At 72.8% G+C, this 17999-nt stretch carries 18 protein-coding genes, 1 tRNA gene and 1 pseudogene; 11 read left to right on the forward strand and 9 right to left on the reverse strand.

Features of this window, described 5'->3' with window-relative positions; translation table 11 throughout:
* The first annotated feature begins 52 nt into the window (after positions 1 to 52).
* Positions 53 to 2476 (forward strand): helicase-associated domain-containing protein, encoded by a 2424-nt coding sequence (locus CXR44_RS02965; RefSeq protein WP_101783250.1) that lies wholly within the window; start codon positions 53 to 55, stop codon positions 2474 to 2476.
* Here CXR44_RS02965 and CXR44_RS02970 read toward each other — a convergent pair.
* On the reverse strand, positions 2460 to 3482 hold the full coding sequence (locus CXR44_RS02970; protein ID WP_101783251.1) for an ABC transporter substrate-binding protein: 1023 nt from the start codon (positions 3480 to 3482) through the stop codon (positions 2460 to 2462). The two genes, CXR44_RS02965 and CXR44_RS02970, sit on opposite strands and share 17 nt — an antisense overlap.
* 86 nt (positions 3483 to 3568) lie before the next feature.
* On the opposite strand from CXR44_RS02970, the gene CXR44_RS02975 reads away from it, so the two are divergent.
* The 3 genes from CXR44_RS02975 to CXR44_RS02985 are packed head-to-tail and all read left to right on the forward strand — an operon-like array spanning position 3569 to position 6512.
* On the forward strand, positions 3569 to 4636 hold the full coding sequence (locus CXR44_RS02975) for a FecCD family ABC transporter permease (protein WP_245898783.1): 1068 nt from the start codon (positions 3569 to 3571) through the stop codon (positions 4634 to 4636).
* Entirely contained in the window at positions 4633 to 5694 is a 1062-nt protein-coding gene (locus tag CXR44_RS02980) for a FecCD family ABC transporter permease (RefSeq protein ID WP_101783253.1), read from the forward strand. The genes CXR44_RS02975 and CXR44_RS02980 overlap by 4 nt, the downstream gene beginning before the upstream one ends.
* Positions 5694 to 6512 (forward strand): ABC transporter ATP-binding protein, encoded by an 819-nt coding sequence (locus CXR44_RS02985; RefSeq protein WP_101783254.1) that lies wholly within the window; start codon positions 5694 to 5696, stop codon positions 6510 to 6512. Before CXR44_RS02980 ends, CXR44_RS02985 begins: the two co-directional genes overlap by 1 nt.
* 222 nt (positions 6513 to 6734) lie before the next feature.
* On the opposite strand, the gene CXR44_RS02990 is transcribed toward CXR44_RS02985, so the two are convergent.
* Positions 6735 to 7988 (reverse strand): ArgE/DapE family deacylase, encoded by a 1254-nt coding sequence (locus CXR44_RS02990; RefSeq protein WP_101783255.1) that lies wholly within the window; start codon positions 7986 to 7988, stop codon positions 6735 to 6737.
* Between the two features lie 119 nt (positions 7989 to 8107).
* On the opposite strand from CXR44_RS02990, the gene CXR44_RS02995 reads away from it, so the two are divergent.
* Entirely contained in the window at positions 8108 to 8428 is a 321-nt protein-coding gene (locus CXR44_RS02995; protein ID WP_101783256.1) for a GroES family chaperonin, read from the forward strand.
* Here CXR44_RS02995 and CXR44_RS03000 read toward each other — a convergent pair whose 3' ends face one another.
* Entirely contained in the window at positions 8429 to 8884 is a 456-nt protein-coding gene (locus tag CXR44_RS03000; protein WP_101783257.1) for a TIGR02611 family protein, read from the reverse strand.
* A 162-nt stretch (positions 8885 to 9046) separates the two neighbouring features.
* Here CXR44_RS03000 and CXR44_RS03005 point away from each other — a divergent pair, with 162 nt between their 5' ends.
* Together CXR44_RS03005 and CXR44_RS03010 are read left to right on the forward strand one after the other, a co-directional pair.
* Positions 9047 to 9943: a phosphotriesterase family protein gene (locus tag CXR44_RS03005; protein WP_245898784.1), complete on the forward strand. Its 897-nt coding sequence runs from the start codon at positions 9047 to 9049 to the stop codon at positions 9941 to 9943.
* Between the two features lie 14 nt (positions 9944 to 9957).
* Positions 9958 to 10548: a P-loop nucleotide/nucleoside kinase family protein gene (locus CXR44_RS03010; RefSeq protein ID WP_245898785.1), complete on the forward strand. Its 591-nt coding sequence runs from the start codon at positions 9958 to 9960 to the stop codon at positions 10546 to 10548.
* 152 nt (positions 10549 to 10700) lie between these two features.
* On the opposite strand, the gene CXR44_RS03015 is transcribed toward CXR44_RS03010, so the two are convergent.
* Positions 10701 to 11321: a TetR/AcrR family transcriptional regulator gene (locus CXR44_RS03015; protein ID WP_219601642.1), complete on the reverse strand. Its 621-nt coding sequence runs from the start codon at positions 11319 to 11321 to the stop codon at positions 10701 to 10703.
* A gap of 50 nt (positions 11322 to 11371) precedes the next feature.
* Here CXR44_RS03015 and CXR44_RS03020 point away from each other — a divergent pair, with 50 nt between their 5' ends.
* The gene (locus CXR44_RS03020) at positions 11372 to 13588 is read left to right on the forward strand and encodes an excinuclease ABC subunit UvrA (protein WP_342748522.1); all 2217 of its coding nucleotides are present in this window, start codon (positions 11372 to 11374) and stop codon (positions 13586 to 13588) included.
* A 6-nt stretch (positions 13589 to 13594) separates the two neighbouring features.
* Here CXR44_RS03020 and CXR44_RS03025 read toward each other — a convergent pair whose 3' ends face one another.
* Both CXR44_RS03025 and CXR44_RS03030 read right to left on the reverse strand, forming a co-directional pair.
* Positions 13595 to 13831 carry an IclR family transcriptional regulator gene (locus CXR44_RS03025; RefSeq protein ID WP_101783259.1) on the reverse strand — a complete coding sequence of 79 codons (237 nt, stop codon included), beginning with the start codon at positions 13829 to 13831 and terminating at the stop codon, positions 13595 to 13597.
* Entirely contained in the window at positions 13831 to 14046 is a 216-nt protein-coding gene (locus tag CXR44_RS03030; protein ID WP_245898786.1) for a DUF6158 family protein, read from the reverse strand. The genes CXR44_RS03025 and CXR44_RS03030 overlap by 1 nt, the downstream gene beginning before the upstream one ends.
* Before the next feature lie 106 nt (positions 14047 to 14152).
* On the opposite strand from CXR44_RS03030, the gene CXR44_RS03035 reads away from it, so the two are divergent.
* Positions 14153 to 15085: a LysR family transcriptional regulator gene (locus tag CXR44_RS03035; RefSeq protein WP_101783261.1), complete on the forward strand. Its 933-nt coding sequence runs from the start codon at positions 14153 to 14155 to the stop codon at positions 15083 to 15085.
* A gap of 41 nt (positions 15086 to 15126) precedes the next feature.
* Here CXR44_RS03035 and CXR44_RS40550 read toward each other — a convergent pair whose 3' ends face one another.
* Entirely contained in the window at positions 15127 to 15384 is a 258-nt protein-coding gene (locus tag CXR44_RS40550) for a histidine phosphatase family protein (protein ID WP_245898787.1), read from the reverse strand.
* A 17-nt stretch (positions 15385 to 15401) separates the two neighbouring features.
* Positions 15402 to 15653: pseudogene (locus CXR44_RS42080) on the reverse strand (histidine phosphatase family protein); the annotation flags it as partial.
* A gap of 159 nt (positions 15654 to 15812) precedes the next feature.
* On the opposite strand from CXR44_RS42080, the gene CXR44_RS03045 reads away from it, so the two are divergent.
* A tRNA-Ile gene (locus CXR44_RS03045) sits at positions 15813 to 15886 on the forward strand.
* Between the two features lie 202 nt (positions 15887 to 16088).
* Here CXR44_RS03045 and CXR44_RS41550 read toward each other — a convergent pair.
* On the reverse strand, positions 16089 to 16214 hold the full coding sequence (locus CXR44_RS41550) for a hypothetical protein (protein ID WP_281260235.1): 126 nt from the start codon (positions 16212 to 16214) through the stop codon (positions 16089 to 16091).
* A gap of 620 nt (positions 16215 to 16834) precedes the next feature.
* Between CXR44_RS41550 and CXR44_RS40010 the strand changes: the two genes are divergently transcribed.
* Positions 16835 to 17587, forward strand: a complete 753-nt coding sequence (locus tag CXR44_RS40010) for an integrase core domain-containing protein (RefSeq protein WP_219601643.1) — start codon at positions 16835 to 16837, stop codon at positions 17585 to 17587.
* Positions 17588 to 17999: the final 412 nt, after the last annotated feature.

The raw sequence follows: 17999 nt of genomic DNA on the forward strand, positions 1-17999 counted from the left end.
TGGTCATGGCTCACGGTGAGTCCCCCGCGCGACCCCATGAGAGTGCTGACCGATGGATGATCACCTGCTCGGCTGGCTGCGGACACTTGACGAAGACAGGCTCGGACGGATCCTCGCCAACCGGCCTGACGCCATCGCGGCGCCGTGGCCGCGGCGGCTCGACACGCTCGCCCAGCGGCTGAGCAGCGGTTTCGCCGTGACCGAAGCGCTGCGCGGACTCCCGTTGCCCTGTCTGGAGCTGGCGCAGGCGTGCCTGGTCGTGCGGCCCGCCACCCCCGAACGGGTGGCGGGGCTGCTCGGTGCGTCGCTCGACGAGGTGACCCCGTGGCTGGACCGGCTCTGCGACCACGCGCTGGCCTGGCCGGACGCCCACGGCGTGATCCATCTGGCGGAGGCCGTGTCGCGCTGCTGGTCGGCGCCGCTCGGCCTCGGCGAGCCGCTCGACCGCCATCTCAACTCCTGGACGGTCAGCGACGACATGGTGCGCACGCTGGCCCGGGGGCTCGGCATCCCGTCGCAGGGCAACAAGCGCCGCGTCATCGCCCGGGCCGGCGAGGTGCTCGCCGACCCCGCCCACCTGGCCGCGCTGCTGCGCCACGCCCCGGAGGGCACGCGCGAGCTGCTCGACCTGTTCGCCTGGGACGGCCCCGTCCGCGACGTCGACGGCGGCAGGTTCGTCATCGCCGGCACCCCCGAGCGGTGGAGCGCCGACCACGGGCTGCTCTACCGGCCGAGCTGGCACGTCGCCGAGATGCCCCGCGAGGTCGCCCTGGCGCTGCGCGGGCCCGGCTACCACGCGCCCTTCACGCCGGAGCCGCCCGAGGTCGCGACGATCCCGGTCGACCCCGAGGAGGTCGACCACCTGATGACGCTGGCGGCCCCGCACGCGGTCGAACGGTGCGCGGCGCTGCTCGACAACACCTCCAAGACGCCGCTGCCCCTGCTCAAGACCGGCGGCGTGGGCGTGCGCGAGGTGCGCCGCGTGGCCAAGGAGACCGGCTGCGACGAGGACGAGACGCGGCTGCTGCTGGAGATCTGCGCGGTGGCCCGCCTGCTCGCCTGGGACGAGGAGTCGGGCGGCATGGTGCCGACCGAGCGCTTCGACCGGTGGCGGCTCGACGAGGGCTCGGCCCGGCTGCGCGTGCTGCTGTCGGCGTGGTGGCGGATGGAGCGTTCGTCGCTGCGCCGCGTCGACGGCAGGTACGGCACGGTGCTCGGCGACGACCGGGGCGGCGCCGACGTGGCCCGCGTCCGCCGGGCCGTGCTGACAGTACTCGCGCACCTGCCGTCCGGCACGGCGCTGTCCAGCGACGGCGCCGACCGCGACAGCCTGGTGCGCCACGTCCACTGGCACGCCCCGATGCTGGACCCGGCCCTGCTCGCCGAGTGCGCACCGGCCGTGCTGGAGGAGGCGCGGCTGCTGGGGCTGCTCGCCAACGACGCGCTCACCGATCTCGGCCGGGCGCTGGCCGATCTGGCCGACCGGGCGGGCGACGAGAGCGACGACTCCGTGCCGGTGGTGGAGCACGACCCGATGCTGACGGAGGCGTCCACCCGGGCGCTGGCCAGCGTCAGGCGCAGCGCGCTGTTCGGCCCCGACCTGACCGCCGTGGTGACCGGGCCGCCGTCGGCCGAGCTGGCGGCGCTGCTCGACCGGGTGGCCGAGCGCGAGTCACGGGGCGCGGCGTCGGTGTGGCGGTTCACCCCCGAGAGCGTGCGCGGCGCCCTCGACCTCGGCCACGAGGCGGGCGAGCTGCTGAAGGAGCTGGCCGCGGTCGGCACGATCCCGCAGGCCCTCGACTACCTCGTCCGTGACGTGGCCCGGCGGCACGGCGAGGTGACCGTGCGCACCGTCGGCTGCGTCGTACAGGCGTCCGACCCGGGGCTGCTCGCCGAGATCGCCGGGCACCGGCGGCTGGCCCGGCTGGGCCTGCGGCTGCTCGCGCCCACGGTGCTGGTCAGCGCGGCGGGCGCCGAGCGCACGCTGGCCGCGCTGCGCGAGAACGGCTTCTCCCCGGTGGCCGTGGCCGACACCGGGGAGATCGCGATCCGGCGCACCCGGTCCGAGGAGCCGCGCGGCGGCGCGGGCGGCAGGCTCGTGCTGCTGCCGGGGGGCCAGGTGGCCGAGCTGGCCGAGACCGGGAACGTTCTGCCGCACCTGGTGGCCGAGCCGGCGCCCGACCCCTACGAGCACGCCCGCCGCCTGGTCGCCGCCGGTCAGGCAGCCGAGCAGGGCGGGCGCACCTGGGCCGTCATCGGGCGGATGGCCACCCGGCTGCCCACGGCCCAGCAGTCGCTGCTGGGCTTCGTCGTCGACCGCGGCGTGCGCGCCGGGATCACCCTGACGGGCGGTCTGACCGCCACCATCAGTCACGGCGAGCTGCGCGGCGGCGCGCTCGACGCGTGGTGCGAGGAGGCGGGCGACTACCTGGAGTTCCCGCTGGCGGAGATCGTCGAGGTCAGGGGAGCTTACTAGCCTTCTTCAGGTTGGCCACCAGCTCCTCCAGGGAGGCCGCGTAGCCCTGGTAGCTGAACGGCGCCTCGGCGCGCCACGGGTAGAGCTGTCCGGCCTTGACCGCCGGCAGCTTGGCGAAGGTCGGCTTCTTCATCATCTCCTCGGGGGTGAGCGACTGGGTCCGCGTGTCGTAGAGGATGACGTCGGCCTCGTAGGTGTCGGCGTTCTCCCAGCTCAGCGACTGGAAGAAGCCGCCCTCGTCCACCTTGGAGGGCTTGATGACGTTCAGGCCGTTCTGGGTGAAGTGGGTGATGTCGGGGTACTCGGGCGGGTTGACCACCCACATCGTGTCGGGGCCTCCCGACATCATGAGGATCCTGAGGTCCTTGAACGACGCGAGCTCCTTGGTCGCGGCCTCGAACCTCGCCTTGGCCTCCGGCACGCCCTGCAGGCCGGCGCCGAGCGACCTGGCCAGCTCCTCGTACCTGCCGATCACGTCGGTGGCGCTCTTGCCGGTGAGCATGATGCCCACGGTCGGGGCGACCTGCTCGATCGTGGCCTTCGACTTCTCCGGGACGTACCAGAGCGTGTCCTTCACGTACATGTTGCTCACCAGCAGGTCGGGCTGGAGGGAGATGTACTTCTCCACGTTGAACTCGTCCCACACGTTGCCGAGGCCCTCGACCTTGGTGATGTCGACGTTGCCGACCTGGGGGTCCCTGCTGCCGTCCTTCAGCTTGTGCGGGCCGAACACCCCGATCGGGCGCACGCCGAAGTCCCACAGCGCGGCGGCGGAGCCGACCTGGGCCACCACCCTGGAGGGGGCCTTGGGCTGCTCCAGCTTCTTGCCGCGGTCGTCGGTGAACGTCCACGCCGTCCCGGCCGCCGCGCTCTGCGACGAGGTGGCGGCCGTGGTGGCGTCACCGCCGGTCCCGGATCCCGACCCGCACGCCGCCAGGGTGAGCGCCGCCGCCAGGCCCGCCGCCGCGCCGAGGAAGCCCCTGCGAGCCAGTACCGGTGCCGCCATGTCGATCTCCTAAGGTTAGGCTTGCCTTTATTGGTCTCGCATGAGATTAGCCTTACCTTACTTTGATGCTGACGAGAGGGGCCCAGGTGAGAGCGGACGCACAGGCCGTCGGCCGGCCGCCCGAGGTCGCCGGTGGGCCGGCTGCGCCGCGGCGCACCCGTCAGGCCGTGCTGGCCGCGGGGCTCGTCGCGGCGCTCGGCCTGCTCGTGCTGGCGGGACTGGCCAGCGTGGCGCTGGGCGCGCGGGCCGTGCCGCCGGCGACCGTCCTGGACGCCTTCCTCGCCCCCGACGGCTCCAACGACCACACCGTGGTCCGCCAGCTGCGGGTCCCGCGCACCCTGCTCGGCATCGGCGTGGGCGCGGCGCTGGGCCTGGCGGGTGCGCTCATGCAGAGCCTGACCCGCAACCCGCTGGCCGACCCGGGCCTGCTCGGCATCAACCAGGGGGCCGCGCTCGGCGTCACCGTGGCGCTCGGCCTGCTCGGGGTCTCCGACCCGGCCGGCTACGTGTGGTTCGCGTTCGCCGGTGCCGCGCTCACCTCCGTCGTCGTCTTCTCCCTGGGATCGGCGGGCCGGTCCGGCGCCGGGCCGGTCCGGCTGGCGCTCGCGGGTGTCGCCGTCGGCATGGCGCTCACCGCGGCGTCGTCGGCGATCCTGCGGATGGACGCGCAGACGTTCGACCGGATGCGGTTCTGGCTCACCGGGTCGCTGGCCGGGCAGGACGCGGGCACGCTGGTGCGGCTGGCGCCGTTCATGGCCGCCGGCCTCGCCGTGGGGCTGCTGCTCGGCAGGCCGCTCAACACGCTGTCGCTCGGCGACGACGCCGGCCGGGCGCTCGGGGTGGCGGTCACCCGGACCCGGGTGCTCGCCGCCGTCGCGGTGACCCTGCTGTGCGGGTCCGCCACGGCCGCCGCCGGGCCGCTGTGGTTCGTCGGGCTGGCCGTGCCGCACGCCGTACGGGCCGTGGTCGGGCCGGACCAGCGGTGGGTGCTGCCCTACTCCGCGCTCGTCGCGCCCGTGCTGCTGCTGACGGCCGACGTGGCCGGGCGGCTCGTGGCCCGGCCCGGCGAGGTGCAGGTGGGCATCATGTGCGCGCTGCTCGGCGCGCCCGTCTTCATCCTCATGGCCCGCCGCAGGAGGATCGCCGCGCTATGACCCGTCCCACCACCCGGCCGGGCGCCGGACCCGGCGCCGTCCGGCGGCGCGGCGCCGTCCGCGTCGGCCCCTGGTCCCTGCGCCCGGCGCCGCGCGCCCTGGTCGCCGGCCCGGCGCTCGTGCTCGTCGCCTTCGCCGTCGCCGTCGCCGCGATCTCGACCGGCGAGTTCACCGTGCCGGTGCCGGACGTCCTGGCGGCGCTGTTCGGCCAGGGCACGCCGGTGGCCGAGCTGATCGTCGGCAAGCTGCGCGCGCCGCGCGTGGTCACCGGCCTGCTGGTGGGCGCCGCGTTCGGGCTCAGCGGCGCGCTCTTCCAGAGCCTGACCCGCAACCCGCTCGGCAGTCCCGACTTCATCGGTTTCACCGCCGGCGCCTCCACCGGCGGCATCCTCGCCGTGGTGACCGGCGGCACCGCCGCGCAGATCGCCGGCGGCTCGATGGCCGGCTGCGTGGTGACGGCCGCCCTGGTGTACGGGCTGGCGTTCCGGCGGGGCGTGCAGGGCTACCGGCTGGTGCTCGTCGGCATCGGCGCCAACGCGCTGCTGAACTCCGTCAGCTTCTACCTGCTGACCCGGGCCAACATCAACGACGCCGCGACCGCCGGCGCGTGGCTGACCGGCAGCCTCGGCGGGCGCGGCTGGGACCACGCGGTCCCCGTGGCGCTGGCGCTGGCCGTCCTGCTGCCGATCTGCCTGTACGTGTCCCGGCCGATGCGCATGATCGAGATGGGCGACGACGCCGCCCGGTCGATGGGCATCAACGTCGAGGCGGTGCGGGCCGCCGCCATCACGGCCGGGGTGCTGCTGTGCGGCGTGGCCACGGCCGCCGCCGGGCCGGTGGTCTTCGTCGCGCTCGCCGCGCCGCAGCTCGCCCGACGGCTCACCCGCTCGCCCGGCGTCACGCTGACGGCGTCGGCCCTCGTCGGCGCCGTGCTGCTGACCCTGTCCGACCTGGTCGCCCAGCGGCTGATCGCGCCCCAGCAGCTTCCCGTCGGCGTGGTCACCGCCGCGATCGGCGGCGTCTACCTGGCCCTGCTCCTGCGAAAGGACCGCCACTGATGTCCCGTCCCGATCCCCGCGGGAGCCGCCTGTCAGGCAGCGGCCTGACCCTCGCCTACGACCAGCGCGTCGTGGCCGAGGACCTCGACGTGGTGATCCCCGACGAGTCGTTCACCGTGATCATCGGCCCGAACGCGTGCGGCAAGTCCACCCTCCTGCGCGCGCTGGCCCGCATGCTCAAGCCGAAGAAGGGCGCCGTGCACCTCGACGGCAGCGTCATCACCTCGCTGCCGTCGAAGGAGGTGGCGCGACGGCTCGGCCTGCTGCCCCAGTCCTCGATCGTGCCCGACGGCATCACCGTGACCGACCTGGTGGCCCGCGGCCGCTACCCGCACCAGCGGCTGATGCGGCAGTGGTCGCGCGCCGACGAGGCGGCGGTGGCGGAGGCGATGCGCGCCACCGACGTGGCCGGGCTGGGCGACCGGATCGTGGACGAACTGTCGGGCGGGCAGCGGCAGCGCGTCTGGCTGGCCATGGCGCTGGCCCAGGAGACCCCGATCCTGCTGCTGGACGAGCCGACGACGTTCCTCGACATCTCGCACCAGATCGAGGTGCTCGACCTGTGCGCCGACCTGCACGAGGCCGGCCGGACGATGGTGGCGGTGCTGCACGACCTCAACCAGGCGTGCCGCTACGCCACGCACCTCGTCGTCATGCGCCACGGGCGGATCGTCGCCGAGGGCGAGCCGTCCGCCGTCGTCACGCCGGAGCTGGTGGAGCACGTGTTCGAGCTGCGCTGCGAGATCATCCCCGACCCGCAGACGGGCACTCCGCTCATCGTCCCGGAGGCCCGCCGCCGCGTCTCAGCCGACGCCTGACACCCCTCCCCCACCTGCCCGCCCGCGACTGCCCGCACGAGCCCGACCCGCGCAGGTCCGGCTCGCGTGGATGCGAGTCGATTCGGGGCCGCTCCACCCGGGACCGGCCGTTCGGGGCCGGCCCGCGCGGGACCGGCCGATCGGGACTGGTCCGCCCGGGGCCGACCGTTCGTGCGCTGGTCCACGCGGGACCGGCGTTCGGGGCCGGTTCGCGCGGGCTGGTCAGAGGGTGCCGCAGCGGCGCACCGCGAGGAGGGCCAGGGCGCGGGTGGTCTCGCGCAGCTCGCGGAGATCCACCTGCTCGCGCGGCGCGTGCGCGAAGCGGACGTCGCCCGGCCCGTAGTGCAGCGTCGGGATGCCGCCCGCCGCGTACAGCCGCAGGTCGCTCCCGTACGGCGCGGCGGCCTCGCGCGGCGAGGTGCCGCAGACGTCGGCGACCGCCCGGTTCATCTCCCCCAGCAGCGGATGCCCCGCGGGCAGCCGGCCGCTGGCGAACTGCCCGCCCGGCCATGTCACGACGGGCGGATGGTCGCGCAGCCACGGGCTGGCCACGCCCAGCACCGCCTCCTCGAAGGCGGCCCGCGCCTCGGCCGGGTCCTCGTCCAGCCGGACCCCCATCCGCCCCTCGGCCACGAGCAGGTCGGGGACGCTGCTCGCCCAGTCGCCCGCCCGCACGGTGCCGATCTCGATCGGGTACGGCAGCACGTTGTCGCCGAACACGGTCGGCACGTCGCGGTTGCGCTCCTCCTCCAGCCGCCTGATCTCCTCGAAGACCGGCCAGAACACCTCGACGGCGTTGACCCCTTCCAGGCGGGCGCCGCCGTGCGCGGCCAGCCCCTCGATCTCCAGCCGGAACGTCAGCGCGCCCGCGTTGGCGGTGATGACGGCGCCGCTGGTCGGCTCGGTGATCACGGCCGCCTCCGCGGTGTGCCCCCGGGCCAGCGTGGCGAACGCGCCCAGCCCGCCGTCCTCCTCGCTGACCACGCAGTGCACGGCGAGCGGCCGGGCCAGCCGTACCCCGGAGCGCTTGATCGCGCGTGCCACGGCGAGGTTGGCGGCGAGGCCGGCCTTCATGTCGCAGGCGCCCCTGCCGTGCAGGATGTCGCCGGTGATCCGGGCGGCGAACGGGTCGCCGCCCGCCCATTTGGCCAGGTCGCCGACCGGCACGACGTCCACGTGGCCCTGCAGCGCCAGCGCGGGCACGCCCGCTCCCCCGGTCACCCCGACGACGCCGTAGGCCTCGGTGCGGGGCGCCTCGGTGGCGGGACAGTCGTCACGCCGGCGGAGGCCGTCAAGGTCGATCTTCCAGAGGTCCACGTCCAGGTCGGCCTCGGTGAGCAGGCGGGCCACGCGGTGCTGCAGCTCCGACTCGGCGTCGGTGCCGGTGACGCTGGGCACCCGCACCGTCTCGGCCAGCAGGGCAACGGTCTCGGCGTCGTCGACGGCGTCGAGGACCCTGGCTTCCACGTCGTGCATGAGGCAAGCCTCTCACGACGCGAACCTCTGCGGTGATCGGTGGTGATACCGGCCGGGAGTGGACAGGGCGAGCGTGTCCGGCAGGGCGACGGCGTCCCGGCGGATCGTAAACTTGACCCGTGGAACAGCCCAAGTTCGAGATTCAGATGCTGCACGACCGCGTGATGATCCGCCTGGAGCAGAAGGCCGAGGAGCGCCGCAGCGGCTCGGGGATCGTCATCCCGGCGACGGTCAAGCTGGCCAACCGGCTGGCGTGGGGCGAGGTCTGCGGCGTCGGCTCCAACGTGCGCTCGGTCAAGGTGGGCGACAAGGTGCTGCTCAACCCGGAGGACCAGTTCGAGGTGGAGCTGCACGCGCAGACCTATCTCGTCATGCGCGAGCGCGACCTGCACGCCGTGGCCACCCAGGAGACCGACCACGGCACCGGCCTCTACCTGTGATCAGACGAACCGCTGGGCGTACATGAGCAGGTCGATGCCGAGCGTCCGCATCCCGAAGTAGACGATCGCGGTCGCCGCGCACACCGTCACGACGAGCACGATGATCCGCACCGTCCAGCCCTGCCGCTTGTACCACTCGGTCCAGGCGTGCAGCATGCGCTTGCCGAACTCCAGCACCCGGTGCGCCCAGTGGAACTCGGTGGCCAGCACGGCGAGGCCGGCGAAGACCACGAGCCAGCCCGGCCCGGGGAACGGCACCATGATGAGCCCGCCGACCACCATGACGGCGCCGATGACGCCGATCACGATCTTGAGGGTGAGAGCCCCGGTGCGGGTGGATCGGATGCCGTCGAGCCAGCCGTGCAGGCCGCTGCGGCGCTGTGGCATGCCGGACCGCCCCGCGGCCTCGTCCTTGACCACGTCGGCGTCCCCGGTGTCGGAATCTTGGATCGGCACGGTACCCCCGGACGTTCGATGTGCCTCCCAAGGATAAGGCCCTTCCGCCCGACGCAGGCGGACAGAAGGGTCATGACTGCCAAACCCCGTCATAAGTAAAATCTGCCGCCCGGATCTGCAGGTACCTCCAGCGATCGGTTAATGTCTCCTATGCCCGAGGTCATGCTTCGCACCGTCACCGGCCCCGTCCGCGCCGCCTCCATCGACGGTGCCGTCCTCCCCCACGAGCACCTGCGCACCGACATGCGCTGGGCGGTCGGCATCGACTCCGACCCGCACCGCTGGCTCGACGAGGAGCACACCGTCACCGCAGAGCTGCACGAGGTGCGCCAGTCCGACCGGCTCAACCTGGTCGTCGACCTGACCTCCGTCGGCATGGGCCGCGACGCCGCCACCCTCGCCCGCGTCGCCGCGGCGAGCCGCGTACCGGTGATCGCCGGAACCGGACTGTTCGCCGAGCCGTTCACCGAGATCCGCGACGCGGACGTGGACGCGCTCACCGGGACGCTCATGCGGGAGATCACCGACGGCCTCGACGGCACCGGGGTGTTCCCCGGCGTGATCGGCGAGGTCGGCTGCTGGGGCGCCGTGCCGACGCCCGCGGAGGAGCGCGCGCTCGTCGCCGCGGCCCGCGCGTCGGTGGCCACCCGCCTGCCGGTCGCCACCTACGGCCGTGACGGCCTCGGCATGCTGGAGCTCCTGCTGGGCAGCGGCGTGCCGGGCGCGCGGGTGAGCGTCGGCTACGCGGGCTCGGACGTGCCCACCGCGCGGAAGATCGCCGAAGCGGGCGCGTACGTGAGCGTGACCGCGCTCGGCGCGGGCGTGGAACGGGCGGCCCGGATCGCGCTCGACCTCGTCGAGGAGGGCCATGCCGAGCGGCTGCTGCTCAGCACCGGCCTCAGCCGGATCGCCCAGACGGCCAAGTACGGCGGTCCCGGCTACGGGCTGCTGTTCCGCGAGCTGCTGCCCCGCCTGCGCGAGGCCGGCGCCGGCGAGGACGTCGTCCGGCTGATCACCCACGACAACCCGCTGCGCTGGCTGACCAGCGGCTACGCCTGACGCGTGCGGACCCCGTGAACGCGCGCATCGGCACGGTGTGGGTGGTCAGCGGGCCGCCGGGCGCGGGCAAGTCGACGGTCGCGGCCGAGCTGCTCGCCCGCCTGTCGCCGGTGCCCGCCCTGCTCGACAAGGACACCGTCTACGGCGACTTCGTCGCCGCGGTCCTCTCCGGGTACGGCAGGCCGTACGGCGAGCGTGAGGGCCCCTGGTACGACCGGCATGTCAAGCGTCACGAGTACGCCGGGCTGACCCGGCTGGCCCGGCAGATCCGCGGCCACGGGTGCCCCGTGCTGCTCGACGGGCCGTTCACCGGGCAGGTCCACTCGGCGGAGCGGTGGGCCGGGTGGGTGACGGAGCTCGGCGGCCCGCCGGTGCGCCTGCTGTGGGTGCGCTCGGACGGCGAGACGCTGCGCGAGCGGCTGCTGGCCCGCGGGCTCGGCAGGGACGCGGGCAAGCTGGCGGACTTCGACGCGTTCCTGCAGGCGGTCAAGGTGGACGAGCCGCCGGCCGTGCCCCACCTCGAGATCGACAACCGGCGCGGCGCCCCGCCACCGGACGCCCAGCTCACCGCGGCCGGCATCCTCCCGCACCCGGACGGCGGGTAGGCCCACCCGCACCCACGCCGGCGGATGGACCACGGCACGCCCACGGCGGCGGGCAGACCACCGCACGCTCACGGGGATCTGCCCATCACCGCATGCTCACGGCGATGGGCAGATCGCCGCGCGCTCACGGCGGCGGGTAGATCGCCGCGCGCTCACGGCGGCGGGTAGATCGCCGCGAACATGGCGGGCAGGCGCGGGACCAGGCGGGTGAAGCGCCCCTCCTCGTACGTCGCGCCCGGCTCGTTGGCGAGCTGCTGGGAGATGGGCCCCGCGATGAGGCTCGCCGCCAGGGCGAGCCCCTCTTCCCCCGCCGCGTCCGGATGCAGCTCCCCACGCGCGACCGCCGCCCGGATCAGGGCGGCGAAGTGCTCGTGGACGGCCAGCGCCGGCGCGTACGCCTCCGGCGAGGGCCGGTAGCCCGGCACCGGGCGCCAGAACAGGAGCTGGGCCGTCACCTGGTTGGCCATGATCCAGCGCGCCCCCGCCTCCAGGGAGGCGCCCATCGCGGCAAGGCCCGGCTCGTGCGGGGCCGCCGCCTGCCGTACCGCGTCGAGGTAGCCCTCCTGGCCGCGCCGGAACAGCGCGTCGTACACCGCGTGCCGCGAGGCCACGTACTTGTACAGCGACGGCGGCCGGACGCCGAGCCGCCGCGCGACGGCGGCCAGGCTCAGCCCGGCGACGCCCTCCTCCGCCATCACCTCCAGCGCGATGTCGAGGATCTCGGCGATCGTCTCGGCCCGGCGGCGTGCTCGGCGATCCGGAATGTCGGCCACGCCCTGTAGCTTAGGCTAAAAGCATTAGCCAAAGCTAGGGGAGGACAGGCGTGTCACGCGACATCATGCTCACCGGCCTGCGGCAGAACAACCTCAAGGGCATCTCGCTGCGGCTGCCCAAGGAGCGGCTCACCGTGTTCACCGGCGTGTCCGGATCCGGCAAGTCGTCGGTGGTGTTCGGCACGATCGCCGCCGAGTCGCAGCGGCAGCTCGCCGAGACGTTCGGCACGTTCGCCCGGCACCGGCTGACCAAGCACGAGCGGCCCCGCGCCGACCGGCTGACCGGCCTGACGGCCGCCGTCGTGGTGGACCAGCGGCAGGTCACCGGCAACGCCCGTTCCATCGTCGGCACGATGACCGAGATCCATCCCGTGCTGCGGGTGCTGTTCTCGCGCCGGGGCGAGCCGTCGGCGGGTCCGGCCACGGCCTACTCCTTCAACGACCCGCAGGGCATGTGCCCCGAGTGCGACGGCCTCGGCAAGAAGATCCAGGTGGACCTCGACCGCCTCCTCGACCGCGACCTGTCGCTCGCCCAGGGGGCGATCCGCATGTTCGCCGTAGGGGGCTACGCCCACCGGCTCTACGCCGACTCGGGGCTGTTCGACCCCCGCAAGCCGCTGCGCGACTTCACCGAGGAGGAGCTCCACCTGCTGCTGCACGGCGGCGGCTTCAAGATCGACCGAGGTGACCGGGTCAACGAGTACGAGGGCGTCGTCACCCGCTTCCACCGCCTCCACCTCAACCGTGACCTCGACCGGCTCGACAGGGCCGCCCGCGCCATGGTGCGCGAGGGCCCGTGCCCCGCCTGCCGCGGCCGCCGGCTGAACGCCGCCGCGCTGGCCTCGCGGATCGACGGGTTGAGCATCGCCGACCACTGCGCGATGGAGACGGCCGACCTCATCGGCGTGCTCGACCGGCTCGACGACCCGGTGGCCGAGGCGGCCGTGGCGTCGCTGCGCCGGATCGACGCGGTCGGGCTCGGCTACCTCAGCCTCGACCGGGAGACGCCGACGCTGTCCGGCGGCGAGGCCCAGCGGCTCAAGACCGTGCGCCACCTGGGCAGCGGCCTGACCGGCATGACGTACATCTTCGACGAGCCCAGCGTCGGCCTGCACCCCCGCGACGTGCACCGCCTCGGCGACCTGCTGCTGGAGCTGCGCGACGCGGGCAACACGGTGCTCGTCGTGGAGCACGACCGCGACGTGATCGCGATGGCCGACCATGTGGTCGACATGGGCCCGGGCGCGGGCGCGGACGGCGGGCGGGTGGTGTACGAGGGGAGCGTCGCCGGGCTGCGGCGGAGCGGCACCCGCACCGGCCGCATGCTCGCCCGGGCCACCCCGCTCGAGGACGTCGTACGAGCCCCCAGCGGGTGGCTGACCATCGCCGGGGCGTCGTCCTGCAACCTGAAGAACGTGACGGTCGGCGTCCCGCTCGGCGTGCTGACAGCCGTCACCGGTGTGGCCGGGTCCGGCAAGAGCACGCTGATGCGGCACGAACTGCCCGCCCGGCATCCCGCCACGGTCGTCGTCGACCAGTCGCCGATCGCCGCCTCGCCGCGCTCCACCCCCGCCACCTACCTCGACGTCATGGAGCCGCTGCGCCGGATGTTCGCCGAGGCGTCGGGCACCACGCCGGGCCTGTTCAGCTTCAACTCGGCCGGCGCCTGCCCGGCCTGCAAGGGGCGCGGCGAGATCAGGACCGACCTGGCGTTCATGGATCCCGTCACCCGGGTCTGCGACGTGTGCGGCGGCTCCCGCTACAGCGCCGAGGCGCTCTCCCACACCGTGGCCGGACGCACCATCGCCGACGTGCTCGCGATGACGGCCGACGAGGCCGCGGCCGCGTTCGACCTGCCGGGATTCGACCTGGCGGGCATCGCGCGGCTGGGCGAGCTGGGGCTCGGCCACCTGACCCTCGGCCGGTCGCTCAGCACGCTGTCGGGCGGCGAGCGCCAGCGGCTCAAGCTGGCCCACCGGCTGGGCGAGACCGGCACCGTGTACGTCTTCGACGAGCCGACCACCGGGCTGCACCCCGCCGACGTCGGCACGCTGCTGGCGCTGCTCGACCGGCTGGTGGACGCCGGCAACACGGTCATCGTGATCGCGCACGACCTCGACGTCGTCAAACACGCCGACTGGGTGATCGACCTCGGGCCGGAGGCGGGCCGGCACGGCGGCGAGGTCGTCTTCGAGGGCACGCCTGCCGAGCTGGCCCACGCCTCCACCTCTACGGCGACATACCTGGCCAGGTCGCTCACGCCCTGACGATCTCTAGTACTCCAGGCCGAAGGTGTGCGGTCCCAGGCCGAACCCGTCGCCCTTCGGCACCACGTATCCCTGCTCGATGAGCGTGGTCAGGCTGTGCCGTACGTCGTCCTCCCCCATCCCCGTCGCCCGGGCCAGCTCGCCGAGCTCCACGGGGTCACCGCCCACCGCCTGCGAGGCGACCGCCTCGTACACGTGGACGTCGACGTCCGACAGGGCCTGCACGTCGTGGTCGCGAGCCATCAGCGCTGCCTCGCTCCCTCGCGCAGCCGGCCCGGGTCCACGTCACGCTCGGGGTAGCGGCGCAGATACTCGCTCTCCAGCTCGTTCGTCCGCGACGTGTGCCGCGCCAGCGCGTCATCCGAGCCGTGCAGCAGGGTGTCGGTCCGGGTCGTGTGCAGTTGCCGCAGCTCACGCAGCAGGTCGTCGTCGTCCAGGTCTCTCGGATCAATGCCCATCGTCGTCATGGGAACCCCCCTACCCCGGAAGGAGCTCGACAATATCAGTCACATTTCCTGACATAAGGCATTGTCGGCCGAGGGAGACCGCCTTACCTTCCCGTTTATGGACCTCGAGCTCAGGCACCTCAGAATCGTCCGCGCGATCGCGGACGCGGGAAGTGTGAGCAAGGCCGCCGCTCTGCTGGGCCTGGCACAGCCGGCCCTGACCGCCCAGCTCAAGCGCATCGAGAGGGCCCTTGGCGGCACCCTGTTCGAGCGCGACCGGCACGGCGCCCGTCCGACCCGCCTCGGCGAGCTGGTCATCGCCAGGGCCCGGGTGCTCCTGCCCGCCGCACAGGAACTCCAGGACGAGGCCGCCCGCTTCGTCCACGCCCCCTCGCCGGGGTTCCGGATAGGCGCCACCCACGGGCCCATCCTCGGCAGCCTCGTCGACCGGCTCGCCACCGAACGCTCCGTCACCACGTACACGAGCTGGTCGGCGCACGAACTGATCACCCGGGTGGAGCTCGGCCGCCTCGACTTCGCGCTCATCGGCGCCTGCGGCGACAGCGGCGCCCCCGCCGGAACGCTGCCCTGGGAGACCGTCAGCGTCGACCCCGTGTTCGTGCTGGTCAGCGAGCAGCACCCGGCCGCCGCGGAGAAGGAGGTCGAACTCGCCGACCTCGCGCACGAACAGTGGGCGGTCACCCCCTGCGACGGCTGCTTCGCCGACTGCTTCGCCATCGCCTGCGCACGCGCCGGGTTCACGCCGGGCACCATCTACGAGACCGACGTGTCCACCTGCATCCACCTCGTCCAGGTCGGCCGGGCCGTCGCGCTCTGCCAGGCCACCCACCAGCCCGCGGCGGGACTCGTCATGCTGCCGCTGGCGGGCACGCCACTGCGCTGGCGGCACCTCCTCGGCCGCCACCCCACCGCCGCCGACGCCGCCTGGGTGCTCTCCCAGGCCCGCCAGGCCCACGCCGAAGCGGTACGGCGCAGCCTCCTCTACAGCGACTGGCTGGTCAGGAACACCGGCTTCGGCACCGTGTCATGACGCCCTTCCCCCACCACTTCCTCCACCCTTTCCCCGGCCACTCACCCCAGCACGAACTCCCACCCCGGCCGCCACCCGAACGGCGCGTCCACCAGCTCCTCCAGCGGCACCCCGTCGAGCAGGTGCTGCAACGCCCATCGATTGGCCGAGTGCGCGATCACCAGCACGGAACACCCCTCCCACTCCCACCGCACCTCCTCCAGGAACGCCGCCGTCGCACCCACCACGTCCCGGTAGCTCTGCCCGCCCGGCCACGGCGTGTCGATGTACCGGCGCCGCAGCTCAGCCACCTCACGCACCGGCCCCCGTTGTGAACCCCGTAGTCGCACTCCCTCAACCGCGCGTCGAGCCTGACCTCCTTGCCACCGCCGAACGCGATCTCCGCCGTCTGCACCGCACGCCGCAGATCCGAGGCGTACACCACGTCCACGTCGCGCCGCCGCCTTCCCAACTCGGCGGCCAACTCCCGCCCCCGCGGCGACAACTCCCCCGGCAGCCACCCCGTCGCGATCCCCGCCTCGTTGTCCACGGTGACGGAATGGGTCTCGTACACCAGCCGTACGCTCACCCCGGCGACGCTACCCCGCCATCCCGCGGCCGTAGGCGTCGAAGACCGGCTCGATCAACTCCCGCCGCCGTGGAATGATGTGCGAGGCAGCACGGCGGGACCCCATGCTCTAGCCTAGGCATGCGCGTGGGCATCGCCTCGCCCGTACAACTGAATCCAGGGGCGGTAGCTCAGCCGGTCAGAGCATCGGACTCATAATCCGTGGGTCGTGGGTTCAAGTCCCACCCGCCCTACTCTCTTCACCACCGCATCCCTCGCTTGAGCAGGGGTTTCGCGGGGCCGCGGGTTACGCGAACAGGCAGCCGGAAGCAGCGGAAAGCAGCCGTATGCCGCCGGTCGCGGTACATACGCGGAATGGATCTTGGGGCGTTTGCCCAGGTCGCACATAGCAAAAGACCCCGGGATGGCGTCCGGGGTCCGTTGCGTTCCGCGCGATCACTGCGACAGGGCTTCCAAGATCCGGCCGTTGGCGACGTCGCGCTGTCCGTCGATGCACTTGGCGTAGACCTTGAGCAGCACGTCCACCCCCGTGGCCGGCGCGCCCTGCGGCTTCCGGGGCATGGACGCCGGCGTTGAGCCAGAGCGACACGGCCGCGTGCCGCAGGTCGTACGGCCGGGCAGCCAGCGGAGATGCGACCTGGTCGGGGGTGAGCGCGAAGGTCCGTGCCTCCTTCCAGACCTTGGAGATGGTCGAGCCCGAGAAGACGGCACCGGTTCGCGTGCGGAACAGCCGGCCGTCTTCGGCCACGCCGTGCTGCTCGATGTGATGTCGGAGGATGGCCACCAGCTCCGGAGGGATCGGCACAACGCGGGTCGTCTTCACATCGCGGTGCTTCAGGCCCCGTTCGTCGTGCCTCTTGTCCCGCGTCATGATTTCTGGCAGAGGTCCATGCTTGTCCTCTGACCAAGGAGTCCGTGATGCCCCAACCCCCTGCGATCCCGGTTGATGAGAAGGTCCGGATCGTGCTGAGCATTCTGGCCGGAGAGATGACGGTGGCCCAGGCCGCCCGCCGTGCCAGAGTCTCGAACAGTCGATCGGCACCTGGAAGCGTCAGTTCATCGAGAACGGCCGCGCCGGCCTCGTAGCAAAGAACTCACGCACCCCCAACCACGAGGCCCAGCTCGAAGCCGAGATCGAGAAGCTGAAGACCACCCTCGGCGAAGCCCACGTCGAGCTGCGGGTGTGGAAGAAGTCGGCCGAGCACCGCCTGGCCCCTTCCAAAAGACCTCGAGGTGATCCGCACCGAAGCGGGGAGGCCGACCTCGAGGTTCTGCCGCCTGACCGGCATCGCCGAGGTCCAGGACTGGGCGGCGGAGCGGCGCGCAGCGTTCGCTCAGATCCCGACAGATCCGAACCAGGTCTGGCAGCTGGACTCCATCGAGTTCGAGACCAGCTCGGGCGGGACCTGGCGGGTCGCCGCTGCGCCGACTACCACGCGAAATGCGAGTTCGGCTGGCATCTGGCCACCACCCAGAACGCCGGTGACGCCATCGCTGCCCTCCGGCTGGCCCTCGATGAGGTCACCGCGTTGCTGGGCCGTCCGCTGAGCGATGTAGTGACCGATCCGGCCACCGGACAGATCCGGCCGGTCATGGTGGTCACCGACAACGGACCCGCGTTCAAGTCGATCGCATTCGCCCGCTTCTTCGCCGCCCATCCCGAGCTCAAACACGTCCGGACCCGCAAGAAGTCGCCCCACACCTACGGCGTACGGGCACGCGCCTTCGGCTCGCTCAAATACGAGCGGCTCTACCGCGAGGAGATCCCCGACGGTCCCACCCTCGCCCTGCACGCCCATGCCTACCGCGCCGAGTTCAATACCCAGCGCCCGCACGAGGGCATCGCCATGAACCGGCCGATCGAGGTCTACCTCGGTCAGGCCGACCCGACGACCCCCAGCTTTCCCCGCCCAGAAACCCTGCCACCTTCTTGATGCGGGACAGTTCAGCTTCGCTGACGCGCCGACGACGGCCGGAAAGCACACGTACGTCATCCAGCTGGTGGGGAACTCGACGATCGAGCCAGCGAAGACCACCCACGTGGTCGTCGTCTCCCAGCCCCTCGCGTAACCTCCCGACGGGGTGACGGCGATCCGAATCGCCGTCACCCCGTCGTCGGGCACGCCGAACCACGGACTCAGCCCGCTTGGGTCTTCCCGCCACGACGTGCACTTCGTAGTAGTCGCCGGGCGCGCGCCCTCCGGTCGGTGGTTAGTTCCCGGGGCGTCGTTGGGGACGGCCCAGCAGTCGGACACCGTGACGCCAGCCCGTTCGAGGGCGTCGCCCTGGACGCCTTCTCAGAGCGCGGCGGCGCGGGCCAGGGTGCCGGCGACCGATGCGGACAGC

The sequence above is a fragment of the Nonomuraea indica genome (assembly GCF_002850745.1).
GTDB lineage: Bacteria > Actinomycetota > Actinomycetes > Streptosporangiales > Streptosporangiaceae > Nonomuraea > Nonomuraea indica.

Excerpts from the sequence above, each read along its gene's own strand:
- CXR44_RS02965 (WP_101783250.1), top strand. The coding sequence starts at position 53 with ATGGATGATCACCTGCTCGGCTGGCTGCGGACACTTGACGAAGACAGG.
- CXR44_RS02970 (WP_101783251.1), bottom strand. The coding sequence starts at position 3,482 with ATGGCGGCACCGGTACTGGCTCGCAGGGGCTTCCTCGGCGCGGCGGCG.
- CXR44_RS02980 (WP_101783253.1), top strand. The coding sequence starts at position 4,633 with ATGACCCGTCCCACCACCCGGCCGGGCGCCGGACCCGGCGCCGTCCGG.
- CXR44_RS02985 (WP_101783254.1), top strand. The coding sequence starts at position 5,694 with ATGTCCCGTCCCGATCCCCGCGGGAGCCGCCTGTCAGGCAGCGGCCTG.
- CXR44_RS02990 (WP_101783255.1), bottom strand. The coding sequence starts at position 7,988 with ATGCACGACGTGGAAGCCAGGGTCCTCGACGCCGTCGACGACGCCGAG.
- CXR44_RS03005 (WP_245898784.1), top strand. The coding sequence starts at position 9,047 with ATGCTTCGCACCGTCACCGGCCCCGTCCGCGCCGCCTCCATCGACGGT.
- CXR44_RS03025 (WP_101783259.1), bottom strand. The coding sequence starts at position 13,831 with ATGGCTCGCGACCACGACGTGCAGGCCCTGTCGGACGTCGACGTCCAC.
- CXR44_RS03030 (WP_245898786.1), bottom strand. The coding sequence starts at position 14,046 with ATGGGCATTGATCCGAGAGACCTGGACGACGACGACCTGCTGCGTGAG.
- CXR44_RS03035 (WP_101783261.1), top strand. The coding sequence starts at position 14,153 with ATGGACCTCGAGCTCAGGCACCTCAGAATCGTCCGCGCGATCGCGGAC.
- CXR44_RS41550 (WP_281260235.1), bottom strand. The coding sequence starts at position 16,214 with ATGCCCCGGAAGCCGCAGGGCGCGCCGGCCACGGGGGTGGACGTGCTG.